The sequence below is a fragment of the Paraburkholderia sp. BR10141 genome (assembly GCF_056155635.1).
Genome location: NZ_JBMIQH010000043.1, coordinates 39,617 through 61,047 on the forward strand (window position 1 = coordinate 39,617; position 21,431 = coordinate 61,047).

General features: G+C 65.3%; 21 protein-coding genes. 13 read left to right on the forward strand and 8 right to left on the reverse strand.

The window, feature by feature from the left end; all coding sequences use genetic code 11:
• Window positions 1-50 precede the first annotated feature (50 nt).
• The gene (locus ACOJB8_RS35830) at window positions 51-704 is read right to left on the reverse strand and encodes a protein-L-isoaspartate O-methyltransferase family protein (protein WP_254319411.1); all 654 of its coding nucleotides are present in this window, start codon (window positions 702-704) and stop codon (window positions 51-53) included.
• A gap of 282 nt (window positions 705-986) precedes the next feature.
• On the opposite strand from ACOJB8_RS35830, the gene ACOJB8_RS35835 reads away from it, so the two are divergent.
• The 7 genes from ACOJB8_RS35835 to ACOJB8_RS35865 all read left to right on the forward strand — a co-directional run bounded on the left by ACOJB8_RS35835 (window position 987) and on the right by ACOJB8_RS35865 (window position 8,691).
• Window positions 987-2,060 carry a LacI family DNA-binding transcriptional regulator gene (locus tag ACOJB8_RS35835; RefSeq protein WP_475016903.1) on the forward strand — a complete coding sequence of 358 codons (1,074 nt, stop codon included), beginning with the start codon at window positions 987-989 and terminating at the stop codon, window positions 2,058-2,060.
• A gap of 161 nt (window positions 2,061-2,221) precedes the next feature.
• Window positions 2,222-3,709 carry a sugar ABC transporter ATP-binding protein gene (locus ACOJB8_RS35840; protein WP_475016905.1) on the forward strand — a complete coding sequence of 496 codons (1,488 nt, stop codon included), beginning with the start codon at window positions 2,222-2,224 and terminating at the stop codon, window positions 3,707-3,709.
• A complete protein-coding gene (locus tag ACOJB8_RS35845; RefSeq protein WP_475016907.1) occupies window positions 3,690-4,712 on the forward strand; it encodes an ABC transporter permease in 1,023 nt (340 codons plus the stop codon). The genes ACOJB8_RS35840 and ACOJB8_RS35845 overlap by 20 nt, the downstream gene beginning before the upstream one ends.
• 101 nt (window positions 4,713-4,813) lie before the next feature.
• Entirely contained in the window at window positions 4,814-5,782 is a 969-nt protein-coding gene (locus ACOJB8_RS35850) for a substrate-binding domain-containing protein (RefSeq protein ID WP_069265518.1), read from the forward strand.
• 14 nt (window positions 5,783-5,796) lie between these two features.
• Window positions 5,797-6,846, forward strand: coding sequence for a sugar phosphate isomerase/epimerase family protein (locus ACOJB8_RS35855; RefSeq protein ID WP_475016908.1), 1,050 nt, complete (start codon window positions 5,797-5,799; stop codon window positions 6,844-6,846).
• 25 nt (window positions 6,847-6,871) lie between these two features.
• Entirely contained in the window at window positions 6,872-8,020 is a 1,149-nt protein-coding gene (locus ACOJB8_RS35860) for a Gfo/Idh/MocA family protein (RefSeq protein ID WP_475016910.1), read from the forward strand.
• A complete protein-coding gene (locus tag ACOJB8_RS35865) occupies window positions 8,017-8,691 on the forward strand; it encodes a DUF6933 domain-containing protein (RefSeq protein ID WP_475016912.1) in 675 nt (224 codons plus the stop codon). Before ACOJB8_RS35860 ends, ACOJB8_RS35865 begins: the two co-directional genes overlap by 4 nt.
• A gap of 307 nt (window positions 8,692-8,998) precedes the next feature.
• Here the strand turns inward: ACOJB8_RS35865 and ACOJB8_RS35870 are convergent, their stop codons facing one another.
• From ACOJB8_RS35870 to ACOJB8_RS35885, 4 genes are all read right to left on the reverse strand, one after another.
• The gene (locus tag ACOJB8_RS35870; protein ID WP_256094755.1) at window positions 8,999-9,538 is read right to left on the reverse strand and encodes a GNAT family N-acetyltransferase; all 540 of its coding nucleotides are present in this window, start codon (window positions 9,536-9,538) and stop codon (window positions 8,999-9,001) included.
• Entirely contained in the window at window positions 9,526-9,801 is a 276-nt protein-coding gene (locus ACOJB8_RS35875; protein ID WP_069265470.1) for a type II toxin-antitoxin system TacA family antitoxin, read from the reverse strand. Before ACOJB8_RS35875 ends, ACOJB8_RS35870 begins: the two co-directional genes overlap by 13 nt.
• Window positions 9,802-10,104: 303 nt before the next feature.
• A complete protein-coding gene (locus ACOJB8_RS35880; protein WP_368603828.1) occupies window positions 10,105-11,271 on the reverse strand; it encodes an ABC transporter substrate-binding protein in 1,167 nt (388 codons plus the stop codon).
• A gap of 92 nt (window positions 11,272-11,363) precedes the next feature.
• Window positions 11,364-12,305 carry a CysB family HTH-type transcriptional regulator gene (locus ACOJB8_RS35885; RefSeq protein WP_028210583.1) on the reverse strand — a complete coding sequence of 314 codons (942 nt, stop codon included), beginning with the start codon at window positions 12,303-12,305 and terminating at the stop codon, window positions 11,364-11,366.
• 248 nt (window positions 12,306-12,553) lie between these two features.
• On the opposite strand from ACOJB8_RS35885, the gene ACOJB8_RS35890 reads away from it, so the two are divergent.
• From ACOJB8_RS35890 to cobA, 6 genes are all read left to right on the forward strand, one after another.
• Window positions 12,554-14,233: a nitrite/sulfite reductase gene (locus ACOJB8_RS35890; RefSeq protein ID WP_368616939.1), complete on the forward strand. Its 1,680-nt coding sequence runs from the start codon at window positions 12,554-12,556 to the stop codon at window positions 14,231-14,233.
• 43 nt (window positions 14,234-14,276) lie between these two features.
• On the forward strand, window positions 14,277-14,822 hold the full coding sequence (locus ACOJB8_RS35895; protein ID WP_069265467.1) for a DUF934 domain-containing protein: 546 nt from the start codon (window positions 14,277-14,279) through the stop codon (window positions 14,820-14,822).
• On the forward strand, window positions 14,819-15,574 hold the full coding sequence (locus tag ACOJB8_RS35900; RefSeq protein WP_368603825.1) for a phosphoadenylyl-sulfate reductase: 756 nt from the start codon (window positions 14,819-14,821) through the stop codon (window positions 15,572-15,574). Before ACOJB8_RS35895 ends, ACOJB8_RS35900 begins: the two co-directional genes overlap by 4 nt.
• Before the next feature lie 99 nt (window positions 15,575-15,673).
• Window positions 15,674-16,636: a sulfate adenylyltransferase subunit CysD gene (gene cysD, locus ACOJB8_RS35905; protein WP_133181812.1), complete on the forward strand. Its 963-nt coding sequence runs from the start codon at window positions 15,674-15,676 to the stop codon at window positions 16,634-16,636.
• 25 nt (window positions 16,637-16,661) lie between these two features.
• Window positions 16,662-17,978: a sulfate adenylyltransferase subunit 1 gene (locus tag ACOJB8_RS35910; protein WP_475016915.1), complete on the forward strand. Its 1,317-nt coding sequence runs from the start codon at window positions 16,662-16,664 to the stop codon at window positions 17,976-17,978.
• 53 nt (window positions 17,979-18,031) lie between these two features.
• Window positions 18,032-18,805 (forward strand): uroporphyrinogen-III C-methyltransferase, encoded by a 774-nt coding sequence (cobA, locus tag ACOJB8_RS35915; RefSeq protein ID WP_368616942.1) that lies wholly within the window; start codon window positions 18,032-18,034, stop codon window positions 18,803-18,805.
• 76 nt (window positions 18,806-18,881) lie between these two features.
• On the opposite strand, the gene ACOJB8_RS35920 is transcribed toward cobA, so the two are convergent.
• The 3 genes from ACOJB8_RS35920 to lptF all read right to left on the reverse strand — a co-directional run.
• On the reverse strand, window positions 18,882-19,259 hold the full coding sequence (locus ACOJB8_RS35920; protein WP_475016917.1) for a sirohydrochlorin chelatase: 378 nt from the start codon (window positions 19,257-19,259) through the stop codon (window positions 18,882-18,884).
• Window positions 19,260-19,313: 54 nt separating this feature from the next.
• The gene (lptG, locus tag ACOJB8_RS35925) at window positions 19,314-20,462 is read right to left on the reverse strand and encodes an LPS export ABC transporter permease LptG (protein ID WP_069265461.1); all 1,149 of its coding nucleotides are present in this window, start codon (window positions 20,460-20,462) and stop codon (window positions 19,314-19,316) included.
• 15 nt (window positions 20,463-20,477) lie between these two features.
• The coding region (lptF, locus tag ACOJB8_RS35930) for an LPS export ABC transporter permease LptF (protein WP_475016919.1) at window positions 20,478-21,431 on the reverse strand (954 nt) is incomplete at its 5' end.

Consider the following 21,431-nt stretch of genomic DNA (forward strand, 5'->3'; position numbering starts at 1 on the left):
AGCCGGGCTGCCGTGCACGGAACCCGGCGATGCGGCAGGTTGGCAGCGCCTTAGAACTTGAAGCGCGGCGGATGCACGGCGTTCTGTAGCGGCTCGACATAGGTTTCGAACACGCCGGCAATACGGAACTGCTTTTCGTCGATGCGCGTGATGATCTGCGCTTCCATGACGGGTGCCCCGCCCACGAAAGCGGCCAGTCGCCCGCCCACCTTGAGCTGCTCGAGCAGTTCCTGCGGCACGACCGGCAGGCCGCCCGAGACGCAGATCACATCGTACGGCGCGTTCGCGGCCCAGCCGCGTGCGCCGTCGCCGACCACGACTTCGGCGTTGAGCACGCCGTTCTTGACGAAGTTCGCGCGCGCGAATTCGGCGAGTTCGGTGTCGATCTCCACGCTCAGCACCTTCTGCGCCCGGTGCGCGAGCAGCGCCGCCATGTAGCCGGAGCCCGCGCCGATTTCGAGCACGCTCTCATGCTTCTTGACCGCGAGTTCCTGCAGCACGCGCGCTTCGACGCGCGGCGCCATCATGTGCTGGCCGTTCGGCAGCGGCACTTCGAGGTCGGCGAACGCGAGGGCGGTATAGGCCTCGGGGACGAAATGCTCACGCTTGACGATCGAGAGCAGGTTCAGCACGTCCTGGTCGAGCACTTCCCAGGGGCGAATCTGCTGTTCGATCATGTTGAAACGCGCTTGTTCGATGTTCATGGTGACTCGGCGTTGTGGTCGGGATCGGTTCGGTCCAAGCCCGGCAAAAAGGGTGTCGGGCAATCGGAGAATTGTAGCAAACCGGCTGCTGGCCCGGCCGCGCCGCCGGCAGCTCGAAGGGGTTCCGGCGGGATTGACGGATCGGTGTTTGTCCTGGCTTCGTGAGCCTTGCGGTTTTGCGGTTCTCGTACCAAAAATGTAATCGATTACATTTTGACGCGCCCAGACGGCTCACGCCGCGGCCGCCGCAGGCTTCCGAACCGGTCACCATCGCCTTCGCCCATGTCCGCTCGCTCGTCCAGAACGTCGCAACTGCGGCCGCAGCCGTCCGAAGATGCCAGCGCCGCCACCGCCGCGCGCGGCGGCTCGATCGCGGCGGTGGCGCAGCGCGCGGGGGTCTCGGTCGCGACGGTTTCGCGCGTGCTCAACGGTCATGCGAACGTGCGCGCCGCCACGCGCGAGCGCGTGCTCGCCGAGATCGAAACGAGCGGCTACCGCGTCAACGAACTCGCGCGCAACCTGCGCACGGCCGAAAGCCGCCTGCTTCTGACGATGGTGCCCGACTTCGGCAACCCGTTTTACGCGGAGATCGTGCGCGGTATCGACAGCGTCGCGCGCCAGCATGGCTTTTTCCTGCTGCTGTGCGACACGGGCGCGGACGCCGGCCGCGAGCGCAGCTACTTCGACCTGCTGCGCCGCCATCGCGCGGACGGGGCGATCTGCCTCGACCCGGCAACCGTGCAACATGCGCTGGCCGCCGAATCGACGGCGCTGCCGTGGGTGGCCTGCTGCGAGTTCGATCCGGACGTGGGCGTGCCGTATGTCGGCATCGACAACTACCGGGCCGCGCACGACGCCGTGCGGCATCTGATCGCGCGGGGGCGGCGACGTGTCGCGCTCATCAACTCCGACGAGCACTATCTCTACGCGCAGCAGCGCCGCGACGGCTGGCGCGATGCGCTCGGCGAAGCAGGCATCGCGATGCGCGACGCCTGGCGCGTGAACGTGAACTGTCTCGACTACGACGCGGGCGCACAGGCCGCCGCCGCGCTCATGCAGTTGCCGGCCGGCGAAGCGCCAGACGCGATCTTCGCGGTGTCGGACACGCTCGCGGTGGGCGTGGTCAACGGCCTGCGCGGCGCGGGACGGCGCGTGCCGCACGACGTCGCCGTGGTCGGCTTCGACGATATCGCGCTCGCCGCGCAGATCGACCCGCCGCTCACGACGATCGCGCAGCCCATGCGGGAGTTGGGCGAGACGGCCGCGCGTCTGCTGCTGCGGCGTTTCGCGGACCCGCGTGCGAGCGTGCCGGGCGTGCTGCTGCCGCATCGGCTGGTGGTGCGCGAGAGCGGGTGAAGTCGAAATTACGCAAACGAACACATAGCAGGGGAGACCAGCGGAGCGAGCCTTGCATGGGACCCGAGTAAGCGCTGAAGCGCTAACTCTGGTCGACAGGCGAGCGGCGCGAGCCGCCAACCTCAACGCAGCCGACCAAGCCACTGGAGGAGCGCACGCGCATGAGCGTCGCCGTGAAGTTCAACGACATCCGCAAGGACTTCGGTCCCGTGCGCGTGCTGCACGGCGTGAGCTTCGAACTCGCGCCGGGGCGCATTCACGGGCTCCTGGGCGAGAACGGCGCGGGCAAATCGACGCTCATGAAGATCCTCGCGGGCTACGAAGCGGCGAGCGCGGGCGAGATGCTGGTGGATGGCGTGCCGCGCCGCTTCGACGGCTCGCGCGAGGCCGAAGCCGCCGGCATCGTGCTGATCCACCAGGAGTTCAATCTGGCCGAGCACCTGACGATCGCGCAGAACATCTTCCTCGGCCACGAGAAGCGCAAAGGCTGGCTCGTCGACGACGCTGCCATGCGCCGCGAAGCGCGCGAACTGCTCGCGCAGGTGGGGCTTGCGCGCGACCCGGACGTGAAGGTGCGCGACCTCATCGTCGCCGAAAAACAGCTCGTGGAGATCGCCAAGGCGCTCTCGCGGCACGCGCGCCTCCTGATCATGGACGAGCCCACGGCCACGCTCACGCTCGCCGAAACCGCGCGCCTTTTCGCGCTCATGACGAAGCTGCGCGCATCTGGCACGACGCTCGTCTACATCTCGCACAAGCTCGATGAGGTGGAGAGCATCACCGACGACGTGGTCGTGATGCGCGACGGCCGCTTCGTGGCCGCGAGCGCGACCGCAGCGCTCGCGCGCCAGCAGATGGCGAACCTCATGGTGGGCCGTGACGTCTCCGACATGTTTCCGGAGAAAGGCGCGGCGCCCGAGCTTGCCCCCGTGGCGCTGCGCGTGACGCATCTGAGCGTGCCGGGGTGGGTCGAAGATGTGGGCTTCGAGGTGCGCGCGGGCGAGATTCTCGGCTTCGCGGGACTCGTGGGCGCGGGACGCAGCGAGGCGTTCGAGGCGATCGTGGGCCTGCGCCACAAACAAGCGGGCGAGATCGAGATCGACGGCCGCCCGGTGATGCTGCGCCACCCGCGCGACGCGATGCGCCACGGCCTCACGTACCTGAGCGAAGACCGCAAGGGCCGCGGCCTGCACATGAACCTCACGCTGCAGGACAACCTCACGCTCATGACGCTCGAGCGCTACGGTCATCCGCTGCTCGATCTGAAGGCGGGCCGCCGCGCGCTCGAGAAAGCGGTGCGCGACTTCGGCATCCGCACCGGCGACCTCGACAGCCGCGCGCGCATGCTCTCGGGCGGCAACCAGCAGAAGCTCGCGCTCGCCAAGTTCCTGCAGCCCGACCCGCGCGTGATCGTGCTCGACGAGCCCACGCGCGGCGTGGACGTGGGCGCGAAGCGCGACATCTATTTCCTGATCCAGCGGCTTGCGGCCTCGGGGCGCGCGGTCGTGGTGATCTCGTCCGAACTGGTCGAGCTGATCGGGCTCGCGCATCGCGTGGCCGTGATGCGCGCGGGCCGGCTCGTCGCCACGCTCGGGCACGAACATCTGAACGAAGAGGAGCTGATCGCTCATGCAACCGGCACCCACTGACGCTACGTCCGAAGGCCGTGGCGCGCGCTCGGCCGCGGCGCGATTCGTGCACCGGCTCGCGGGCGTCGGGCCGCTCATCGGCCTGATCCTGCTTTGTGTGCTCGGCACGCTGCTCAACCGCGATTTCGCCACCGCCGGCAACCTGCTCAACGTGCTCACGCGCACCTCGTTCATCGGCATCATTTCCGTGGGCATGACGTTCGTGATCATTTCGGGCGGCATCGACCTGTCGGTCGGCTCGATGGCCGCGCTGATCGCGGGCGTGATGATCTGGGTGATGAACACGCTGGCGGCGAGCGAACACGCGTTTGCACCCCCGGCCATCGTCGCGATCGGTATTGCGATCGCGCTCGTGCTCGGCGCGGCGTTCGGGCTCGCGCATGGCTTGCTGATCACGCGCGGACGTATCGAGCCTTTCATCGTCACGCTCGGCACGCTGGGCATCTTCCGCTCGGTGCTGACATGGCTTGCCGATGGCGGCGCGCTCACGCTGCAGAACAATCTCGTCGATCTCTACGGGCCGGTCTATTACGCGAGCCTCTTTGGCATTCCGGTGCCCGTGTGGGTGTTCGCGCTTACGGCGGCGGGCGGTGCGCTCATTCTCAACCGCACGGCGTTCGGACGGCACGTGCAGGCGATCGGCTCGAACGAGCAGGTCGCGCGCTATGCGGCGATCCGCGTCGATCGCGTGAAGTGCGCAACCTACGTGCTGCTGGGCGTGTGCGTGGGCGTGGCGACGGTGCTCTATGTGCCGCGTCTGGGCTCCGCCACGCCGACTACGGGCTTGTTGTGGGAACTGGAGGCGATCGCCGCGGTGGTGGTGGGCGGCACGGCGCTCAAGGGCGGCGAAGGGCGCGTGGCGGGCACCGTGGTCGGCGCGGTGTTGCTCTCGGTCATCGCCAATATTCTCAATCTCACGAGCATCATCAGCGTGTATCTGAATGCGGCGGTGCAGGGCGTGGCGATCATTGCCGTAGCGTTCCTGCAGCGCGGCAGACGGTAAGGATGTCGAAGCAGATCTGGCAGGGCGGTGGGGAAGTCGAAGGAGGCAGCGAAAACTCAACGCAAGAACGGGCGCGGGAGCGCACGACAGGAGACGGCATCATGAAGAAGATGATTCGAACGATGTGTGCGGGCGCGCTGGCGCTCGGCGTAGCGGCGACGTTCGGTGCGGGCGCGGCGCGCGCCGACGACAAGGTCACGCTGGGCGTGGCGATTCCCACGGCCGACCATGGCTTCACGGGCGGCATCGTCTGGTGGGCGAACGAGGCGAAGAAGGACCTCGAAAAGGCCCATCCGGACCTCAAGGTCATCGTCAAGACGGCGGCGAACGCGCCCGATCAGGCGAACCAGCTGCAGGACCTCGTGACCGTCAACAAGATCAACGCGCTCGTGATCTTCCCGTACGAATCGGCTTCGCTCACGCAGCCCGTCGCGCAGGTGAAGAAGCAGGGCGTGTACGTGACGGTGGTCGATCGCGGCTTGACCGACACGAGCGCGCAGAATGCCTATGTGGCGGGCGACAACACGGCGTTCGGCAAGATCCCCGCCGAATATCTCGCGAAGCAGCTGGGCGGCAAGGGCGATATCGTCGCGCTGCGCGGCATTCCCACCACGCTCGACAACGAGCGCTGGACGGCGTTCACGAACGTGCTGAAGAACTATCCAGGCATCAAGATTCTCGACGCGAAATACGCGAACTGGAACCGGGACGACGCCTTCAAGACGATGCAGGACTACCTCACGCGCTTCAAGCACATCGACGCCGTCTGGGCCGCCGACGACGACATGGCCGTGGGCGTGCTCAAGGCGATCGACCAGGCCAAGCGCAACGACATCAAGATCGTGTTCGGCGGCGCGGGCTCGAAGGAGATGGTCAAGCGCGTGATGGACGGCGATCCGCTCATCAAGGCCGATGTGTCGTATTCGCCGAAGTTCATCTACGACGCGATCAAGCTCACGGCCGAAGCGCGTTTGCAGGGCAAGTCGCTGCCGCCCACGACGATCATTCCCTCGGTGCTGATCACCAAGGAGAACGCGAAGCAGTTCTACTTCCCCGATTCGCCGTTCTGAGGACGGGGCTTGCGATGAAGACGATCAAAGGCCCGGCAATTTTCCTCGCGCAGTTTCTCGGCGACGACGCGCCGTTCGACAGCTTCGCGCACATGGCCGGATGGGCGGCCCAGCTCGGCTACAAGGGCATCCAGGTGCCCACCGATGCGCGCCTCGTCGATCTCGCGCAGGCCGCCTCGAGCGTGGCGTACTGCGACGACCTGCGCCAGCAGGCCGACGACGCGGGCGTGACGATCACCGAGCTGTCTACGCATCTGCAAGGACAGCTCGTGGCCGTGCATCCCGCCTACGACACGCTGTTCGACGGCTTCGCGCCGCCGCAGGTGCGCGGCGATCGCGAAGCGCGCACGGCGTGGGCCATCGAGCAGTTGATGCTGGCCGCACGCGCTTCGAAGAATCTGGGGCTCAGCGCGCACGTGACGTTTTCGGGCGCGCTCGCGTGGCCGTACTTCTACCCGTGGCCGCAGCGGCCGGCGGGGCTCGTCGAAGCCGCCTTCGACGAACTCGCGCGCCGCTGGCGGCCGATTCTCGACGCGTTCGATGCGGCGGGCGTGGACGTCTGCTACGAACTGCATCCGGGCGAGGATCTGCACGATGGCGTGACGTTCGAGCGCTTTCTTGCGGCAGTGGGCGATCATCCGCGCGCGAACATCCTCTACGACCCGAGCCACTTCGTGCTGCAGCAGCTCGATTACCTCGCGTTCATCGACCTCTATCACGCGCGTATCAAGGCCTTTCACGTGAAGGACGCCGAATTCCGCCCAACGGGCAAACAAGGTGTGTACGGCGGCTATAGCGGCTGGGTGGAACGCGCTGGGCGCTTTCGCTCGCTCGGCGACGGGCAGATCGACTTCGGGGCGATCTTCTCGAAGCTCACGCAGTACGACTATCCGGGCTGGGCGGTGCTGGAATGGGAGTGCGCGCTCAAGCATCCGCACGATGGCGCACGCGAAGGCGCGGACTTCATCAAGCGGCACCTCATCCGCGTGGCCGAACGTGCGTTCGACGACTTCGCGGGCAGCGGCGTCGATGCCGCGCAGGTGAAGGGCGTGCTGGGCCTCTGAACGCGATTCTCGCAGGAGACAGGCAATGAATCGAAGACTCAGGCTCGGGATGGTCGGCGGCGGCGAGGGGGCGTTCATCGGCGCCGTGCATCGCATCGCCGCGCGTCTCGACGACACTTTCGAACTCGTCGCGGGCGCACTCTCGTCCGATGCGGCGCGCGCACAGTCGAGCGCCGAGGCGCTCGGCCTCGCGCGCAGCTACGCCGACTGGCGCGAGATGGCGGGCGTGGAGGGCGCGCGCGAGGATGGCATCGACGCGGTGGCCATCGTCACGCCTAACCATTTGCACGCGCCGGTGGCGCATGCATTCATGGAGGCGGACATACACGTGATATGCGACAAGCCGCTCGCGGTCTCGCTCGCCGAGGCCGAAGCGCTCGCGCAACACGCGCGCGACGCGAATCTCGTGTTCGCGCTCACGCATACCTATTCGGGCTATCCGCTCGTGCGGCATGCGCGCGAGATGGTCGAGGCGGGCGAGATTGGCGAGGTGCGCATCGTGCAGGTCGAGTACGCGCAGGACTGGCTCGCCAATCCGGCCGAGCGCGGTGGTGCGAACCGTCAGGCGGTGTGGCGCACGGATCCCGCGCTCGCGGGGCCGGCGGGGTGTCTGGGTGACATCGGCACGCATGCCTATCAGCTGGCGGCCTTCGTGAGTGCGCTCGTGCCGGAAGCGCTTGCGGCCGAAGTGCACACCTTCGTGCCGGGCCGCCGCGTGGACGATCACGTGCAGGCCATGCTGCGCTACGCCAACGGCGCGCGCGGCATGCTGTGGGCGAGCCAGGTGGCGAGCGGCGCGGAGAACGCGTTGCGGCTGCGCGTATATGGCACGAAGGCAAGCCTCGCGTTCGATCAGGAGGAGCCCAACCTGCTGTGGTTCACGCCGCAGGGCGGCGAGGCGCAGCGGCTCACGCGCGGCCGGGTGACCGGGGCCGCCGCACGGCACGCGACGCGCGTGCCGCCGGGGCATCCGGAAGGGTATCTGGAGGCGTTCGCGCAGCTCTATCGCGACGCCGCCGCGCAGATCATGGCGCGCGAGGCCGGCGAGCCGGCGCCGAGCGCAAGCCGGCTATTGACGACGGTCGACGACGGCGTGGAGGGGCTGCGCTTCATCGAGGCCGTGTTGGCAAGCAGCGCGGCGGGCGGCGCCTGGCGCAGCATCTCCCGCGCGTGAATGGCGCGTCGCGTGGTCATGGAAATCTGGATGAATGGACTGACGACTCCAGCGGCGGACGTCGTTTTATTCCGGCGGAAAGCGGCTCCGGGAAAATTGCCTGCCCGCCACGATCGCGCGCCGTTAGCTCGGCGTACATCTTCTCCTGGTACGAGATTGCTCCCCTTTCTATGCTCGATCTCTACTGCACTCACAAGCTGCTCAAACGCCTGAAACCCGACATGGTCGAGGCTGGAACCAGCACGACGAAGCTCGGCAATTGGTACGCAACTGTTTTGCCATGGCGGCCTCAGGTCGCGATGCTGGTGAATGAGCAAACGCTATTGCCGGTGCTGATGCCTTTGGCTCCGGCGGCCACCCTGACGGCCAGGTTCCCTGCGGCTCTGGCGCAAATTTTGGCCCCGCACGGAGTGCCGCGTTCGTTTATCGACTCGGAAGTGAGCGAAATGCAGGTCGTCAAATACACGAAGACACAAAATCGCAGCGTTGTCGGCATCATGACGGAGTTCGCGCGTCTCGCCGAAGCCTACCGCGCCCACGACAAACCGACCGAACTCATCGATTTGTCGCTAAAACTGGCGTGCACGCCATGTAGCCCGCTTTACAAGGGACCGGTGTCTCCGGAGCGGGCGTTGAAAGCGTTGACGAACGATGGGGGAGCGGCTTCCTGATTGCGAATTGCCGCGGCGTAGTCCGGATCGAGTACGCCGGAGGGCCGATACTCGACGCGCCGGATGCAAAGCAGCTACGGGTTGCAGAGTCGCCCGATGGACGACTTGCCGACGAGCGAAAGACAGCCACGCAGCGTCGCTTACCGCAGCGCTCAGCTACGCTGTTTCGGCGGTGCCGACGACAGAATCCTTTCGGTGTGCCGAGCGACTGCGTTGAGTTTGGTTCGGAAGGTTTGTCCGGCAAGGCTTGCGCCTGGGCAGTCGTGTTACGCGGGCTGTAGCGAGACGTTAGTAGTTAATGGCGAGGTTATCTCGACTTCTGTTTGCCTGATACTGCGGGCATGAGCAATTGCCGAGCATCTTTGAGCAACAGAAGCAATTGCTTTTCTTGCGCCGGCGAAGCTTCAAATCCGAAACGCAGATAGAAGCGCTCTGCATCCGCATCGATCGGGTGTGTCAGCAGCGCGCGAACCCCGGCTTGTTCGGAGATGGCAACGGTACGCCGGATTGCGTCTTGTAGCATGCCGATCCCGATTCCACGCCCATGGTCCTGCATCGTTACCGCAAGCCGAGCCAGGATTACAACGGGAACGGGATATGCTCCCATCCCTTTGCGTACCCGGTCAGGCGCCTCCAGGGTGTCAATTTGCCCTACAGCCAGGCTGTAGAACCCTGCGAGACGTTGACCGTCGGCGACGACGAAGGTCTTGGCCGAACCGCTCGCCTGAGCCTGGCGTGCGTGGCGCAGGAGCCAGTCATTCAGGCCCGGCTTGCCACAATCGAAGTCTTCCAATACATGGCTTGCGGCTAGTGCTTGCGGCGGAGACAGCGGCATCAGTTTTCCCAAGGCGCCGTTCGAGAGAACAACTCCTTCAAGCCCGCGTTGTCCTGAGCCGGCCGATCAAGCATGTCGAGCAGCGCTTGCGATTGGCTTTCAGTCACGAGGAATAAACGCTGGTCGAGCAGGGTTCGTTCGGCAACCTGGCAGGCACTGTCGAGAATGAAATCGGTCATTGATTTGTGCGCGATCTCGGCTGCGCGGCGCAGTACTGCCTCCTGCTGCGGCGTGGCTCGCAAACCCAGGCGGGCGGAACGGGTAGTCGTGCTCATGAGAATTTCTCCTTCAGATGTACGTCATGTTAGCACAACAGGCGTACGACCGCATTTTCGCACAGGATCGCCCGCGTAAACCGCTCGTTGATTGAATCGCCGGACAGGGCTTGCCTGGCGTTGCCGACAAGTTTCGATAGACAGCGCGCCGCGCATACAAGGCGAATCCTGAGAGATGATGGCTTGACGGTTCTTCGCCATCAGCGCGTTTGCCTGCTGCCTTGAACGGTTCGGATGAGCGGCGACAGGCGGCCGCGCATTCGCGTCGCGGTTTGCCGTCTCTCGCGGCCATAGCGCTTCGGCTTATTGCCCGAGATACACGAACTTGCCCCCGCGGACCGTGCCCATCACGCTCGCGCGCTGGTCGAGGCCCACGTGGTCCGTCGGGCTCGTGTTCACCATGCCGTTGGGCACGACCACTTCGTGCGCGTGCTCCAGCTCGCCGCGCAACGCCACACGGAACGCTTCGGTGCCCGGCTGAGCGGTCTTGAGGGCGCGCGCGACCGCGTCTTGCAGGCGCGGGTACACGCCTGCCGCGTCGCCTGCGAATTGCGTGACCGTGCCCGGGCCGTACTTTGCCTCGTAGGCGTCGACGAAGGCGAGCGCTGCCTTTTGCGCCGGCTGGTCGGCCGGCAGTGTGCGCGCCACCACGACGGGCTGGGTCGGGAACAGGGTGCCTTCCACGTCCTTGCCGCCCAGCTTGATGAATTCAGGCGTGGCGATGCCGTGCGTCTGGTAGATCGGCCCCTTGTAGCCGCGCTCGATCAACGTGCGTTGCGGCAGCACGGTCGGCGTGCCTGCGCCCGCGATCAGCATGGCGTCCGGCCTGGCCGCCATCAGCTTGAGAATCTGGCCGGTCACGCTGGCGTCGGTACGGTTGTAGCGCTCGGTCGCCACGATCTGGATGTTGCGTTCCTTCGCGTACTTCGTGAATTCGTTGAGCCAGCTGTCGCCGTAGCTGTCCGCGAAACCGATGAAGCCCACGCTTTTCACGCCATGCGCGGCCATGTAGCGCGTCATGACGTCGGCCATGGCGGCATCGGTCTGCGCCATCTTGAAGGCCCACACGCGCGCGCCCTGCTGCGGCTCGACCACCGAGCCCGAGCCGACCAGCGTGATCATCGGCGTCTTGCTTTCCGCCACCGGGTCGAGCGCCGCGAGCGCCGCCGGCGTGATATTCGGCCCGACAATCACGTCCACGTGATCTTCGTTGATGAGCTTGTGGATGTTGCGTACGGCCGCGCCTGGGTCCGAGCCGTCGTCGAGCACGATGTAGTCGGCCTTCTGGCCCGCGATCGTGTCGGGCCACATCAGCATGGCGTTCTTGCTCGTGATGCCGATGGCGGCAGCGGGTCCCGTGCTCGAGAGGTCGATGCCGACCTTGATGTCGGCGTGGGCAGCCGGAGCGAACGTGGCGGCGGCAAGGGCGCAAGCCGCGGCGAGCGGGCGCAAAAGCGGGTACAGCTTCATCCGTTGAGTCTCCAGGCGAGAAGTGATGTTGTTGTAATGCGGATTTTGTCTGATTTTTCTTCCTGCGCGGCCGAGGTCGCGGCCGCCCGACGCTACAGCTCGTAAGTCTCGTGCTCGCCCTTGAGCGCCTGCTCGATGAGCTTGCGATTCAGGCTCGGCGACAGCAGTTCGACGAGCGTATACACATAGCTGCGCAGGTAAGCGCCCTGCTTGAGCGCGACGCGCGTGACGTTGCTCCCGAACAGGTGTCCCACGGGCACCGCGCGCAGATGTCGGTCGCGTTCGGCGTTGAAGGCGATGTCGGCCATGATCCCGACGCCAAGGCCCAGTTCCACGTAGGTCTTGATCACGTCGGCGTCGATGGCTTCCAGCACGATGTCGGGCGAGAGCGCACGCAGGCGGAACGCGTCGTTGATCTTGGTACGCCCGGCGAACGCATTGTCGTAGGTGATCAGCGGATATTGGGCCAGATCGTCGAGCGAAAGCGGCTTGCGCTCGAGCAGCGGGTGGTCTGGCAGCATCACCGCCACGTGATGCCACGTGAAGCAGGGCAGCGACACCAGTTCCTTGTAGCCGGAGATGGCCTCGGTCGCGATGCACAGATCCGCCTGGTCATGGAGCACCATTTCCGCGACCTGGGTCGGGCTGCCTTGCAGGATCGACAGGTGCACCTTCGGAAAGCGCCGCTTGAATTCGGCGATGGCGGCAGGCAGCGAGTAGCGCGCCTGCGTGTGGGTGGCGGCGATGGTGAGGTTGCCCTGGTCCTGCGCCGCGTAGTCCTTGCCCACGCGCTTGAGGCTCTCCACTTCCTGCAGAATGCGCTCCACCGAGGCGAGGATGATCCGGCCCGGCTCCGTGAGCGAGCGCACGCGCTTGCCGTGGCGCGTAAAGATTTCGACCCCAAGCTCGTCCTCCAGCTCGATGATCGCCTTCGAGACGCCCGGCTGGCTTGTATACAGTGCCTTGGCCGCTTCCGTGAGGTTGAAGTTCTGGCGTACGGCCTCGCGGACGAAGCGGAACTGGTGCAGGTTCATAGATAATCCTTATAACCTGTTTGCATATCGACCTGATTTTTGAGTCGTTTGAAATATAAGGCGAGTTTATTACCATTCCTCCAACTTTTCCAATATGGATATCTGTTTTGGTCATTAGCAAATGACCGGCGCGATCGAAGGCGCGGCCGCCTCGTCAGAGGCAGGACAGAGCGGAAAGAGCGAAGTCGAGAAGTCGGAGCGCGGCGTAACCGGAACGCCGCGATTGAACCAAACCCTGGGGTCCCCGAATGTACCAATACGATCAGTACGACCAGACCATCGTCGACGAACGCGTCGCGCAATACAGCGACCAGGTCCGCCGCCGTCTGTCGGGCGAATTGAGCGAAGAAGAGTTCCGTCCGCTGCGCCTGCAAAACGGCCTGTACTATCAGCGCCACGCCTACATGCACCGCATCGCGATTCCGTACGGCAATCTGCGCAGCGACCAGCTCCGCATGCTCGGCACGATCGCGCGCGAGCACGACCGCGGCTACGGCCACTTCTCGACGCGTTCGAACATCCAGTACAACTGGATCAAGCTCGAAGAAACGCCGGAAATCCTGCGCAAGCTGGCGTCGGTGCAGATGCACGGCATCCAGACGTCGGGCAATTGCATCCGCAACATCACCGCCGACCAGTTCGCGGGCGTCGCCCCCGACGAGATCGTCGATCCGCGCCCGTGGGCCGAAATCCTGCGCCAATGGTCGACGTTCCACCCCGAATTCGCGTGGCTGCCGCGCAAGTTCAAGATCGCCGTGTCGGGCTCGAAGGAAGACCGCGCCGCCGTGCAGATCCACGATCTGGGCGTCTACCTCGACCGTAACGAGCAGGGCGAAATCGTCGCGAGCATCCTGGCGGGCGGCGGTCTTGGCCGCACGCCGATCGTCGGCAGCATCATCAAGCGCGACCTGCCGTGGCAGCACCTGCTGACCTACTGCGAAGCCGTGCTGCGCGTGTACAACCGCTATGGCCGCCGCGACAACATGTACAAGGCGCGCATCAAGATCCTCGTGAAGGCGCTCTCGCCAGCGAAGTTCGCCGAGCAGGTCGAAGAAGAGTGGCAGCACCTGAAGGACGGCCCCTCGACGCTCACGCAGGAAGAACTCGATCGCGTCTCGCAGTATTTCGTGCCGCCGGCGTATGAAAAGATCGCCGACACGGATACGTCGTACGAGAAGCATCTGCTGGAAAATCGCGCCTTCTCGCGCTGGGTCGAGCGCAACGTGCGCCCGCACCGCGTGCCGGGCTACGCGTCGGTCACGCTCTCGCTCAAGCCGCGCAACATCGCGCCGGGCGATGCCACCGACGTGCAGATGGAAGCCGTGGCCGGTTGGGCCGACGAATACTCGTTCGGCCAGATCCGCGTCTCGCACGAGCAGAACCTGATCCTCGCCGACGTCAAGAAGCGCGATCTGTTCGCGCTGTGGGAAAAGGCCAAGGCGCAAGGTTTCGCGACCGCGAACATCGGCCTCTTGACCGACATCATCGCGTGCCCGGGCGGCGACTTCTGCTCGCTCGCCAATGCGAAGTCGATTCCCATCGCGCTGGCGATCCAGGAGCGCTTCGACAACCTCGACTTCGTCTACGACCTGGGCGACCTGTCGCTGAACATCTCGGGCTGCATCAACGCATGCGGTCACCACCACGTCGGCAACATCGGCGTGCTGGGCGTCGACAAGGATGGTTCGGAGTGGTATCAGGTCACGCTCGGCGGCGAGCAGGGCAACGGCGCCAACGGCGCACGCCTTGGCCGCGTGATCGGCCCGTCGTTCTCGGCGGAAGAGATGCCCGACGTGGTGCAGAAGGTGATCGACACGTTTGTCGAGCATCGCATCGACGACGAGCGTTTCATCGATACGTACGACCGCATCGGCCTCGCGCCGTTCAAGGAGCGCGTGTACGCATCGCGCCAGCCGGCCCACGCTTAATGGACGCAACTGAAGCACGCAACGAGACTACGAGATTCGAGCAATGGCATTGATCATCAAAAAACGCGAGATCGTTGAAGACAACTGGCAAGTCGTGCGTGCGGCCGAAGACGGCGCATTGCCCGAGGTTGCCGCGCTGCCCGCGGGCAAGGTGCTGGTGCCGCTCGCTTACTGGCAAGCGCAGCGCGATGCACTGGTCGCTTCGCGCGGCAAGGATGAACTCGGCGTGTGGCTCGCGCCGGACAGCGAACCGGCCGATATCGCCGCCGACTTCGACAAGCTCGCGCTGATCGGCGTGGACTTCCCCGTGTTCCGCGATGGCCGCGGGTTCTCGATCGGCCGTCTGCTGCGCGAGCGCTATGGCTACCAGGGCGAGCTGCGCGCGATCGGCGACGTGCTGCGCGACCAGCTGCGTTTTCACGAGCGCTGCGGCTTCGATGCGTTCGCCGTGCGCGCCGACAAGGACATCCACGACGCGCTCAAGGCGTTCACCGAGTTCACGGTGCAATACCAGGGCGCCTTCGACGAACCGTCGCCGCTGTTCCGCCGCCGTCTGGCCCAACAAGCGCGACAAGGTTCGGCAGCATGAGCACCGTCGCGAACGAAATCACGGCTGAGCTGCAGGCGAAGATCGGGCGCCTCGACGCGCTGCTCGATTCGATTGCGGCGCGTCACGCCGACGTGAAGCTGGCCAGCAGCCTCGCAGCCGAAGACATGCTGCTCACGCACGCGATTCTTTCGCGCGGCGTGAAAATCGGCGTCTTCTCGCTGAACACGGGCCGCCTGCACGCCGAAACGCTCGGCATGATCGACGTGGTGCGCGAGCGCTACGGCTACGAGATCGAGCAGTTTCATCCGCAACAGGATGCCGTCGACGAATACGTCGCCCAGCACGGCCTGAATGCGTTCTACGAGAGCGTCGATCTGCGCAAGCGCTGCTGCGAAATCCGCAAGGTCGAACCGCTGAACCGTGCGCTGTCGGGCATTTCCGCCTGGGTCACGGGCCAGCGCCGTGAGCAGTCGGTCACGCGTGCGGAGCTGCACGAGGAAGAACGCGACGAAGCGCGCAACATCGACAAGTTCAATCCGCTCGCGGACTGGACCGAAGCCGATGTCTGGGCTTACCTGCGCGCCAATGACGTGCCCGTGAACCCGCTGCACGCCCGCGGCTATCCGAGCATCGGCTGCGAGCCCTGCACCCGTGCGATCCGTCCCGGCGAAGACAGCCGCGCGGGCCGCTGGTGGTGGGAGTCGCGCGACACGAAGGAATGTGGCTTGCACATCACGTCCGTGTCGGCCATTCCGGTCGTCGAAGTGTCGTCCATCGGCCAGGCGAACTAAGATTGAATTTTGTCGCGCTGTCGAAACGACGGCGCGAACGTCGAATACCGAGTACCGCGCGCCCAGCAAAAGGGGTGCGAACAAAGGAAGGATCCGAACATGAGCACCACGCTCGACTCAGCAGTGAACGCACCGCTCCAGGTCACGGCGAACCGCATGGACCATCTCGACTGGCTCGAAGCCGAGTCGATCCACATCCTGCGTGAACTCGTCGCCGAATGCAGCAAGCCTGCGCTGCTGTTCTCGGGCGGCAAGGACTCGGTCGTCGTGCTGGCGCTCGCATTGAAGGCGTTCGGCCTCGGCGCGAACCGCAAGACCGCGCTGCCGTTTCCGCTCGTGCACATCGACACGGGCCACAACTACGAAGAAGTGATCGACTTCCGCGATCGCCGCGCAGCCGAAATCGGCGCGGAACTCGTGGTCGGTCACGTCGAAGATTCGATCAAGAAGGGCACCGTGCGCCTGCGCCGCGAAACCGATTCGCGCAACGCCGCGCAAGCGGTCACGCTGCTGGAAACCATCGAAGAATATGGCTACACGGCGATGATCGGCGGTGCGCGCCGCGACGAAGAGAAGGCCCGCGCGAAGGAGCGTATCTTCTCGTTCCGCGACGAATTCGGCCAGTGGGACCCGAAGGCGCAGCGCCCGGAACTCTGGAGCCTCTACAACGCGCGTCTGCACAAGGGCGAGCACCTGCGCGTGTTCCCCATCTCGAACTGGACCGAACTCGACGTGTGGCAATACATCGAGCGCGAGAAGCTCGAACTGCCGTCGATCTACTATGCGCACCAGCGCGAGATCGTGCGCCGCAACGGCCTGCTCGTGCCGGTCACGCCGCTCACGCCGATGAAGGAAGGCGAGGTCAGCGAAATGGCGCAGGTGCGTTTTCGCACCGTGGGCGACATCAGCTGCACGTGCCCGGTGGCGAGCGATGCCGACAACGTCGAGAAGATCATCGCCGAAACGGCCGTGACCGAGATCACGGAACGCGGTGCGACGCGCATGGACGACCAGGCGTCGGAAGCCGCGATGGAACAGCGCAAGAAGCAAGGTTATTTCTAAAGAGCACGCAGAGGAAAGAATAGACATGGTTACGACGCATCAACCTGAAGACCTCGGCGTGCTGCGCTTCATCACGGCGGGCAGCGTGGACGACGGCAAGAGCACGCTGATCGGCCGCCTGCTGTACGACAGCAAGGCTGTTCTGAGCGATCAGCTCTCGGCGCTGTCGCGTGCGAAGAACAAGCGCACGGTGGGCGACGAGATCGACCTGTCGCTGCTCACCGACGGCCTCGAGGCCGAGCGCGAGCAGGGCATCACGATCGACGTGGCATACCGCTATTTCGCCACGGCCAAGCGCAAGTTCATCATCGCCGACACGCCGGGCCACGAGCAGTACACGCGCAACATGGTCACGGGCGCTTCGACGGCGCACGCCGCGATCATCCTGATCGACCCGACGCGCGTGACGGTCGAGAACGGCGTGACGCAACTGCTGCCGCAAACCAAGCGCCACAGCGCCATCGTCAAGCTGCTGGGCCTGCAGCACGTGATCGTCGCGATCAACAAGATGGATCTCGTCGACTACAGCGAAGCGACGTTCAATCTGATCCGCGAAGCCTATGTCGTGCTCGCGCGCCAGCTCGGCCTCACCGACGTGCGTTTCGTGCCGGTGTCGGCGCTCAAGGGCGACAACATCGTCGCCGCCAGCGAGCGTATGCCGTGGTACGCCGGCGAGCCGCTCCTCGACGTCCTCGAACAACTGCCGCTCGCGCCGGCCACGGGCGAAGCGCTGCGCTTCCCGGTGCAGTGGGTCGCGCGCCAGGACGGTTCCAGCGCCGACGACTTCCGCGGCTACATGGGCCGTGTCGAAGCGGGCGAAGTGAAGCTCGGCGACGCCATCTCGGTGCTGCCGGCGGGCCGCAGCGCAACGGTGGCCGAAATCATCGCACCGGTGCCGGGCGGCACGGCGCAGGTCGATCGCGCATTCGCGGGCCAGACCGTCACGATCCGTCTCGCGGAAGACGTGGACGTTTCGCGCGGCGACACCTTCGTGCCGGCGGCCGATGCCGCGCAACCCGCGAAGAAGCTCGAAGCGGACCTGTGCTGGTTCGACGACGAGCCGCTCTCGCCGCAGCGCAAGTACCTGCTCAAGCAGACCACGAGCACGGTGTTCGCGAAGATCGGCGCGGTCAAGCAGGTGCTCGACGTGCATACGCTGTCGCACGCGACCGACCGCCACGAACTCGCGATGAACGATATCGGCCGCGTGGCGCTCTCGCTGCAGAAGCCGCTCGTCTGCGACCTGTATGATGCGAATCCTGGCACCGGCGCATTCGTGCTGATCGACGAAGCGACGCATCACACGGTGGCCGCGGGCATGATCCGCGCGTACTCGGCGTAAGGCGCTGCGCGAGATTGCGGCCGCGCGCGGCCGCAACAATGGATTGGAAGCATATGGGCAAGGTATATCTGATCGGCGCGGGACCGGGCGCAGCGGACCTCATCACGGTGCGCGGCGCACGCCTGCTCGCGAGCGCCGACGTCGTGCTGCACGACGCGCTCGTCGAGCCGGCCATGCTCGAGTACGCGCCGCCAAGCGCGAAGTTCATCGCGGTCGGCAAGCGCTGCGGGCAGCGCTCCACGGCGCAGCACTTCATCAACAAGCAACTCGTCGATGCGGCGCGCGAGCACGCCGTGGTCGTGCGCCTGAAGGGCGGCGATCCGATGCTGTTCGGCCGTGCCGACGAGGAAATGCGCGCGCTCGAAGCGGCCGGCATCGCGTTCGAAGTCGTGCCGGGCATTACGGCGGCGCTGGCGAGCGCGGCGACGCTGCAACGCTCGCTCACGCTGCGCGGTGTGGCGCGCAGCGTGGCGCTTGCCACGTATTCGCGCGCGGCGGGCAGCGAGGAGATTCGCGAGCAGGTCAACGCCGATTCGCTCGTGTTCTACATGGGCCGCGACAGCGCTCCCGAGATCGCGCGCCAGCTGATCGAGGCGGGCCGCGCGGGCGCCACGCCGGTGGCGATCGTCGAAGCCTGCAGCACGGCACGCGAGCGCACGCTGACGCTGACGCTGGCGAGCCTCGCAGCGGGCGAGGCGCAGGACTGGCTCGACCCGGCGCAGCCGAGCCTGCTCATGATCGGCGATGCGTTCGCCGAACGCTCGGGGCAGGCGCAACGCGAGGACGAAGCGCAGGACGACCATCGAGGCCGTCGCGCAGCGGCTTAAGCGCCACGCGAAAGAGGGCAGCAAAGCAAAACGGGCTCGCTGAAAAGCGAGCCCGTTTTTTTATGCGTGCCCGGTTCTAGTCGCGGTCGTTTTCGATGCAGTACCGCACGATCGCATCGAGCACCGCATCGTCCTCGCCGACGGCGCCGGCACAACGCAGGCGCACATCCGGATGCTCGCTCTGACATTGCGCGATCAGCGCGGGCAGATCGCGGCGCACGTGGCCGCCCTGACCAAAGAACACGGGCACGACCGTGATCGTGTCACAGCCTGCCGCGACCTGGCCGGCGATCGCATCCGGCAGGCTCGGCGTCATGAGTTCGAGAAAGGCGAGGCCGACCGGACCCGCATCGCCGCGCGTGGCGGAAAGCTTCGCGGCGAGCCGCTGGAACGGCTCCTGCCAGCGCGCGTCGCGCGCGCCGTGGCCGAAGAGAATCATGCCCTGCGTGCCCATGCTTGCGAGCCTGTGCGAATTAGCGGCCGAACTATCGGCTGAACGCTACCGGCATCAATGCCGGTCGACCCATTTGAGCCCGATCAGCCCGACCGCGAGATAGATGAGCCCCGGTGTCGCTGCCGTGAGCGGCGCGGGCCAGGTGTTCAGTGTACCCACGTGCGAGAACAGCGTGTTGACGAGCTGGAAGCTCATGCCGAGCATGATCCCGCCGAACACCTTCATGCCCACCACGCCGGCGCGCGTATGCAGATACGCGAACGGCAGCGAGAGTACGAGCATCACGAACACGGCGAACGGGTAGAGCAGCTTGCGCCAGAACGCGATCTGGTAGCGCTGCGCGTCCTGATGGTTCTCGGTCAGATGCTGGATGTAGCGGAACAGGTTGAACATCGACATGCGGTCGGGCGAAACGAGCAGCACCGAGAGAATGTTCGGCGTGAGCTCCGAGCGCAGCGAGTATTCGGGCGCCGAAGTCTGCTCGGCGCGATAGACCGGATTGAGCGCGTCGACCGGCTGGTTCTGCGGCGGCGGCACGCCGATCAGTTGCGTATCGGTCACGTCCTTGAGCAGCCAGTGGCCCGGCGGCTGGAACGTGCCGCTCTTCGCGAGGCGCACGTTCGAGAGCCGGAACTGCGAGTCGAATTCGTAGATGCGCACGTTCGTGATGGTCGCATCGGGCAGCAGTTCGCCGACGTTCACGAAGCGCGTGACCTGTTCGCCGTCGGCGCGTGCGGAGAGCGTGTCCTTCACCCACACACCCGACTGGAAGTTGCTCGACACGGCCGAGCCCAACGCCTCGAGACGCACGCGCTCGGAGAGCTGGTCGGTGTAAGGGCCGACCACTTCGCCGATCAGGTAGGTGAGCAGCACGAGCGGCACGCCGATCTTGAGCAGCGAGCGCAGCGCCTGGTTGGTGGCGAGACCCGACACACGAAAGATCGTGTATTCGGAGTTCGCGGCCATTTGCGCGAACACGTAGATCGCGGCAATGAGCGCCGCGACCGGGATGATCTCGTAGAGCCGCGAGGGCGCCTGGAGCGCCACGCGCAGCACCGCGTACTGAAATTTGTAGTTGCCGTGGCCGACCGAGTTCAGCTCGTTGATGAGGTCGAAGAAGAAGAACAGGCCGGAGAAGGCGAACAGGATGAAGATGAACGTCAGGTAGACCTGGCGAGCGAAGTATTTTTCGTAGATGCGCATCGGTCAGTTTCCCTCTCAGTTGCCAGGAGAGGCGCGCCGGAACATCGCACGTGTAAAGAGCGGCCGGTTGCGCACGCGTATCCAGAAGATGAACACGACGAGCGCGAGCACCACGGCGTGCAGCAGGACGAGACCGACGCCGAAGGGCATCTTGCCTTGCTCGATCTGCGACTGCACGACGTTGAGCAGGTTCGAATAGGTGAGGTAGATCAGCACCGCCATCACGAGATTGATCGTGCGGCTGCGGCGCGGGTTCTGGTAGGCGAGCGGAATGCCGAGCAGCATCAGGTTGATCGCGATGAGCGGCAGGCCGGCGCGCCAGGCGAGTTCGCCCAGGTTGTCGTTGGTCGGGTGGCGCAGAAGGCCCGGCGTGGACGTGGTGCTCGCCGAGGGTGTGTTCACGAGCGGCTGGCTCGTGATCTTCACGCCGTAACGCTGAAATTCGCTGATGCGAAAGTCCGGGTGGCCGGGCTCGCCGTCGTAGCGGCGGCCGTTTTCGAGCACGACGAAACGGTCGCCGCCCTTCATGGTCTCGGTGTGGCCCGTCTTCGAGACGATGACGCTCACCTTGCCGTTTTCCGTGCTCGTGACGAACACGTTCTCCACGCGGCCCTGGTCGGGGCTCATGCTCTCGATGAAGAACACGCGGTGCGTGGTGGGCGATTCGCGGAACTGGCCGGGCGCGAGCAGCGACACTTCATCGCGCTGCTGGAAGCGCGCGCGAATCAGCTTGCTTTGCGCATTCGACCACGGCCAGCCGATGAACGCGAAGAACACGATGAGCAGGATGATCGGCGCGGCAAAGGTGGCGACCGGTTTGATCAGGCGCGTGAGGCTCACCCCGGAGGAGAGCCACACGACCATTTCGGAATCCTTGTACCAGCGCGTGAGGACGAACAGGATCGACACGAACAGCGTGACGATGAGCATGACGGCCATGTAGCCGATCACGGTGAGTCCGATCAGCAC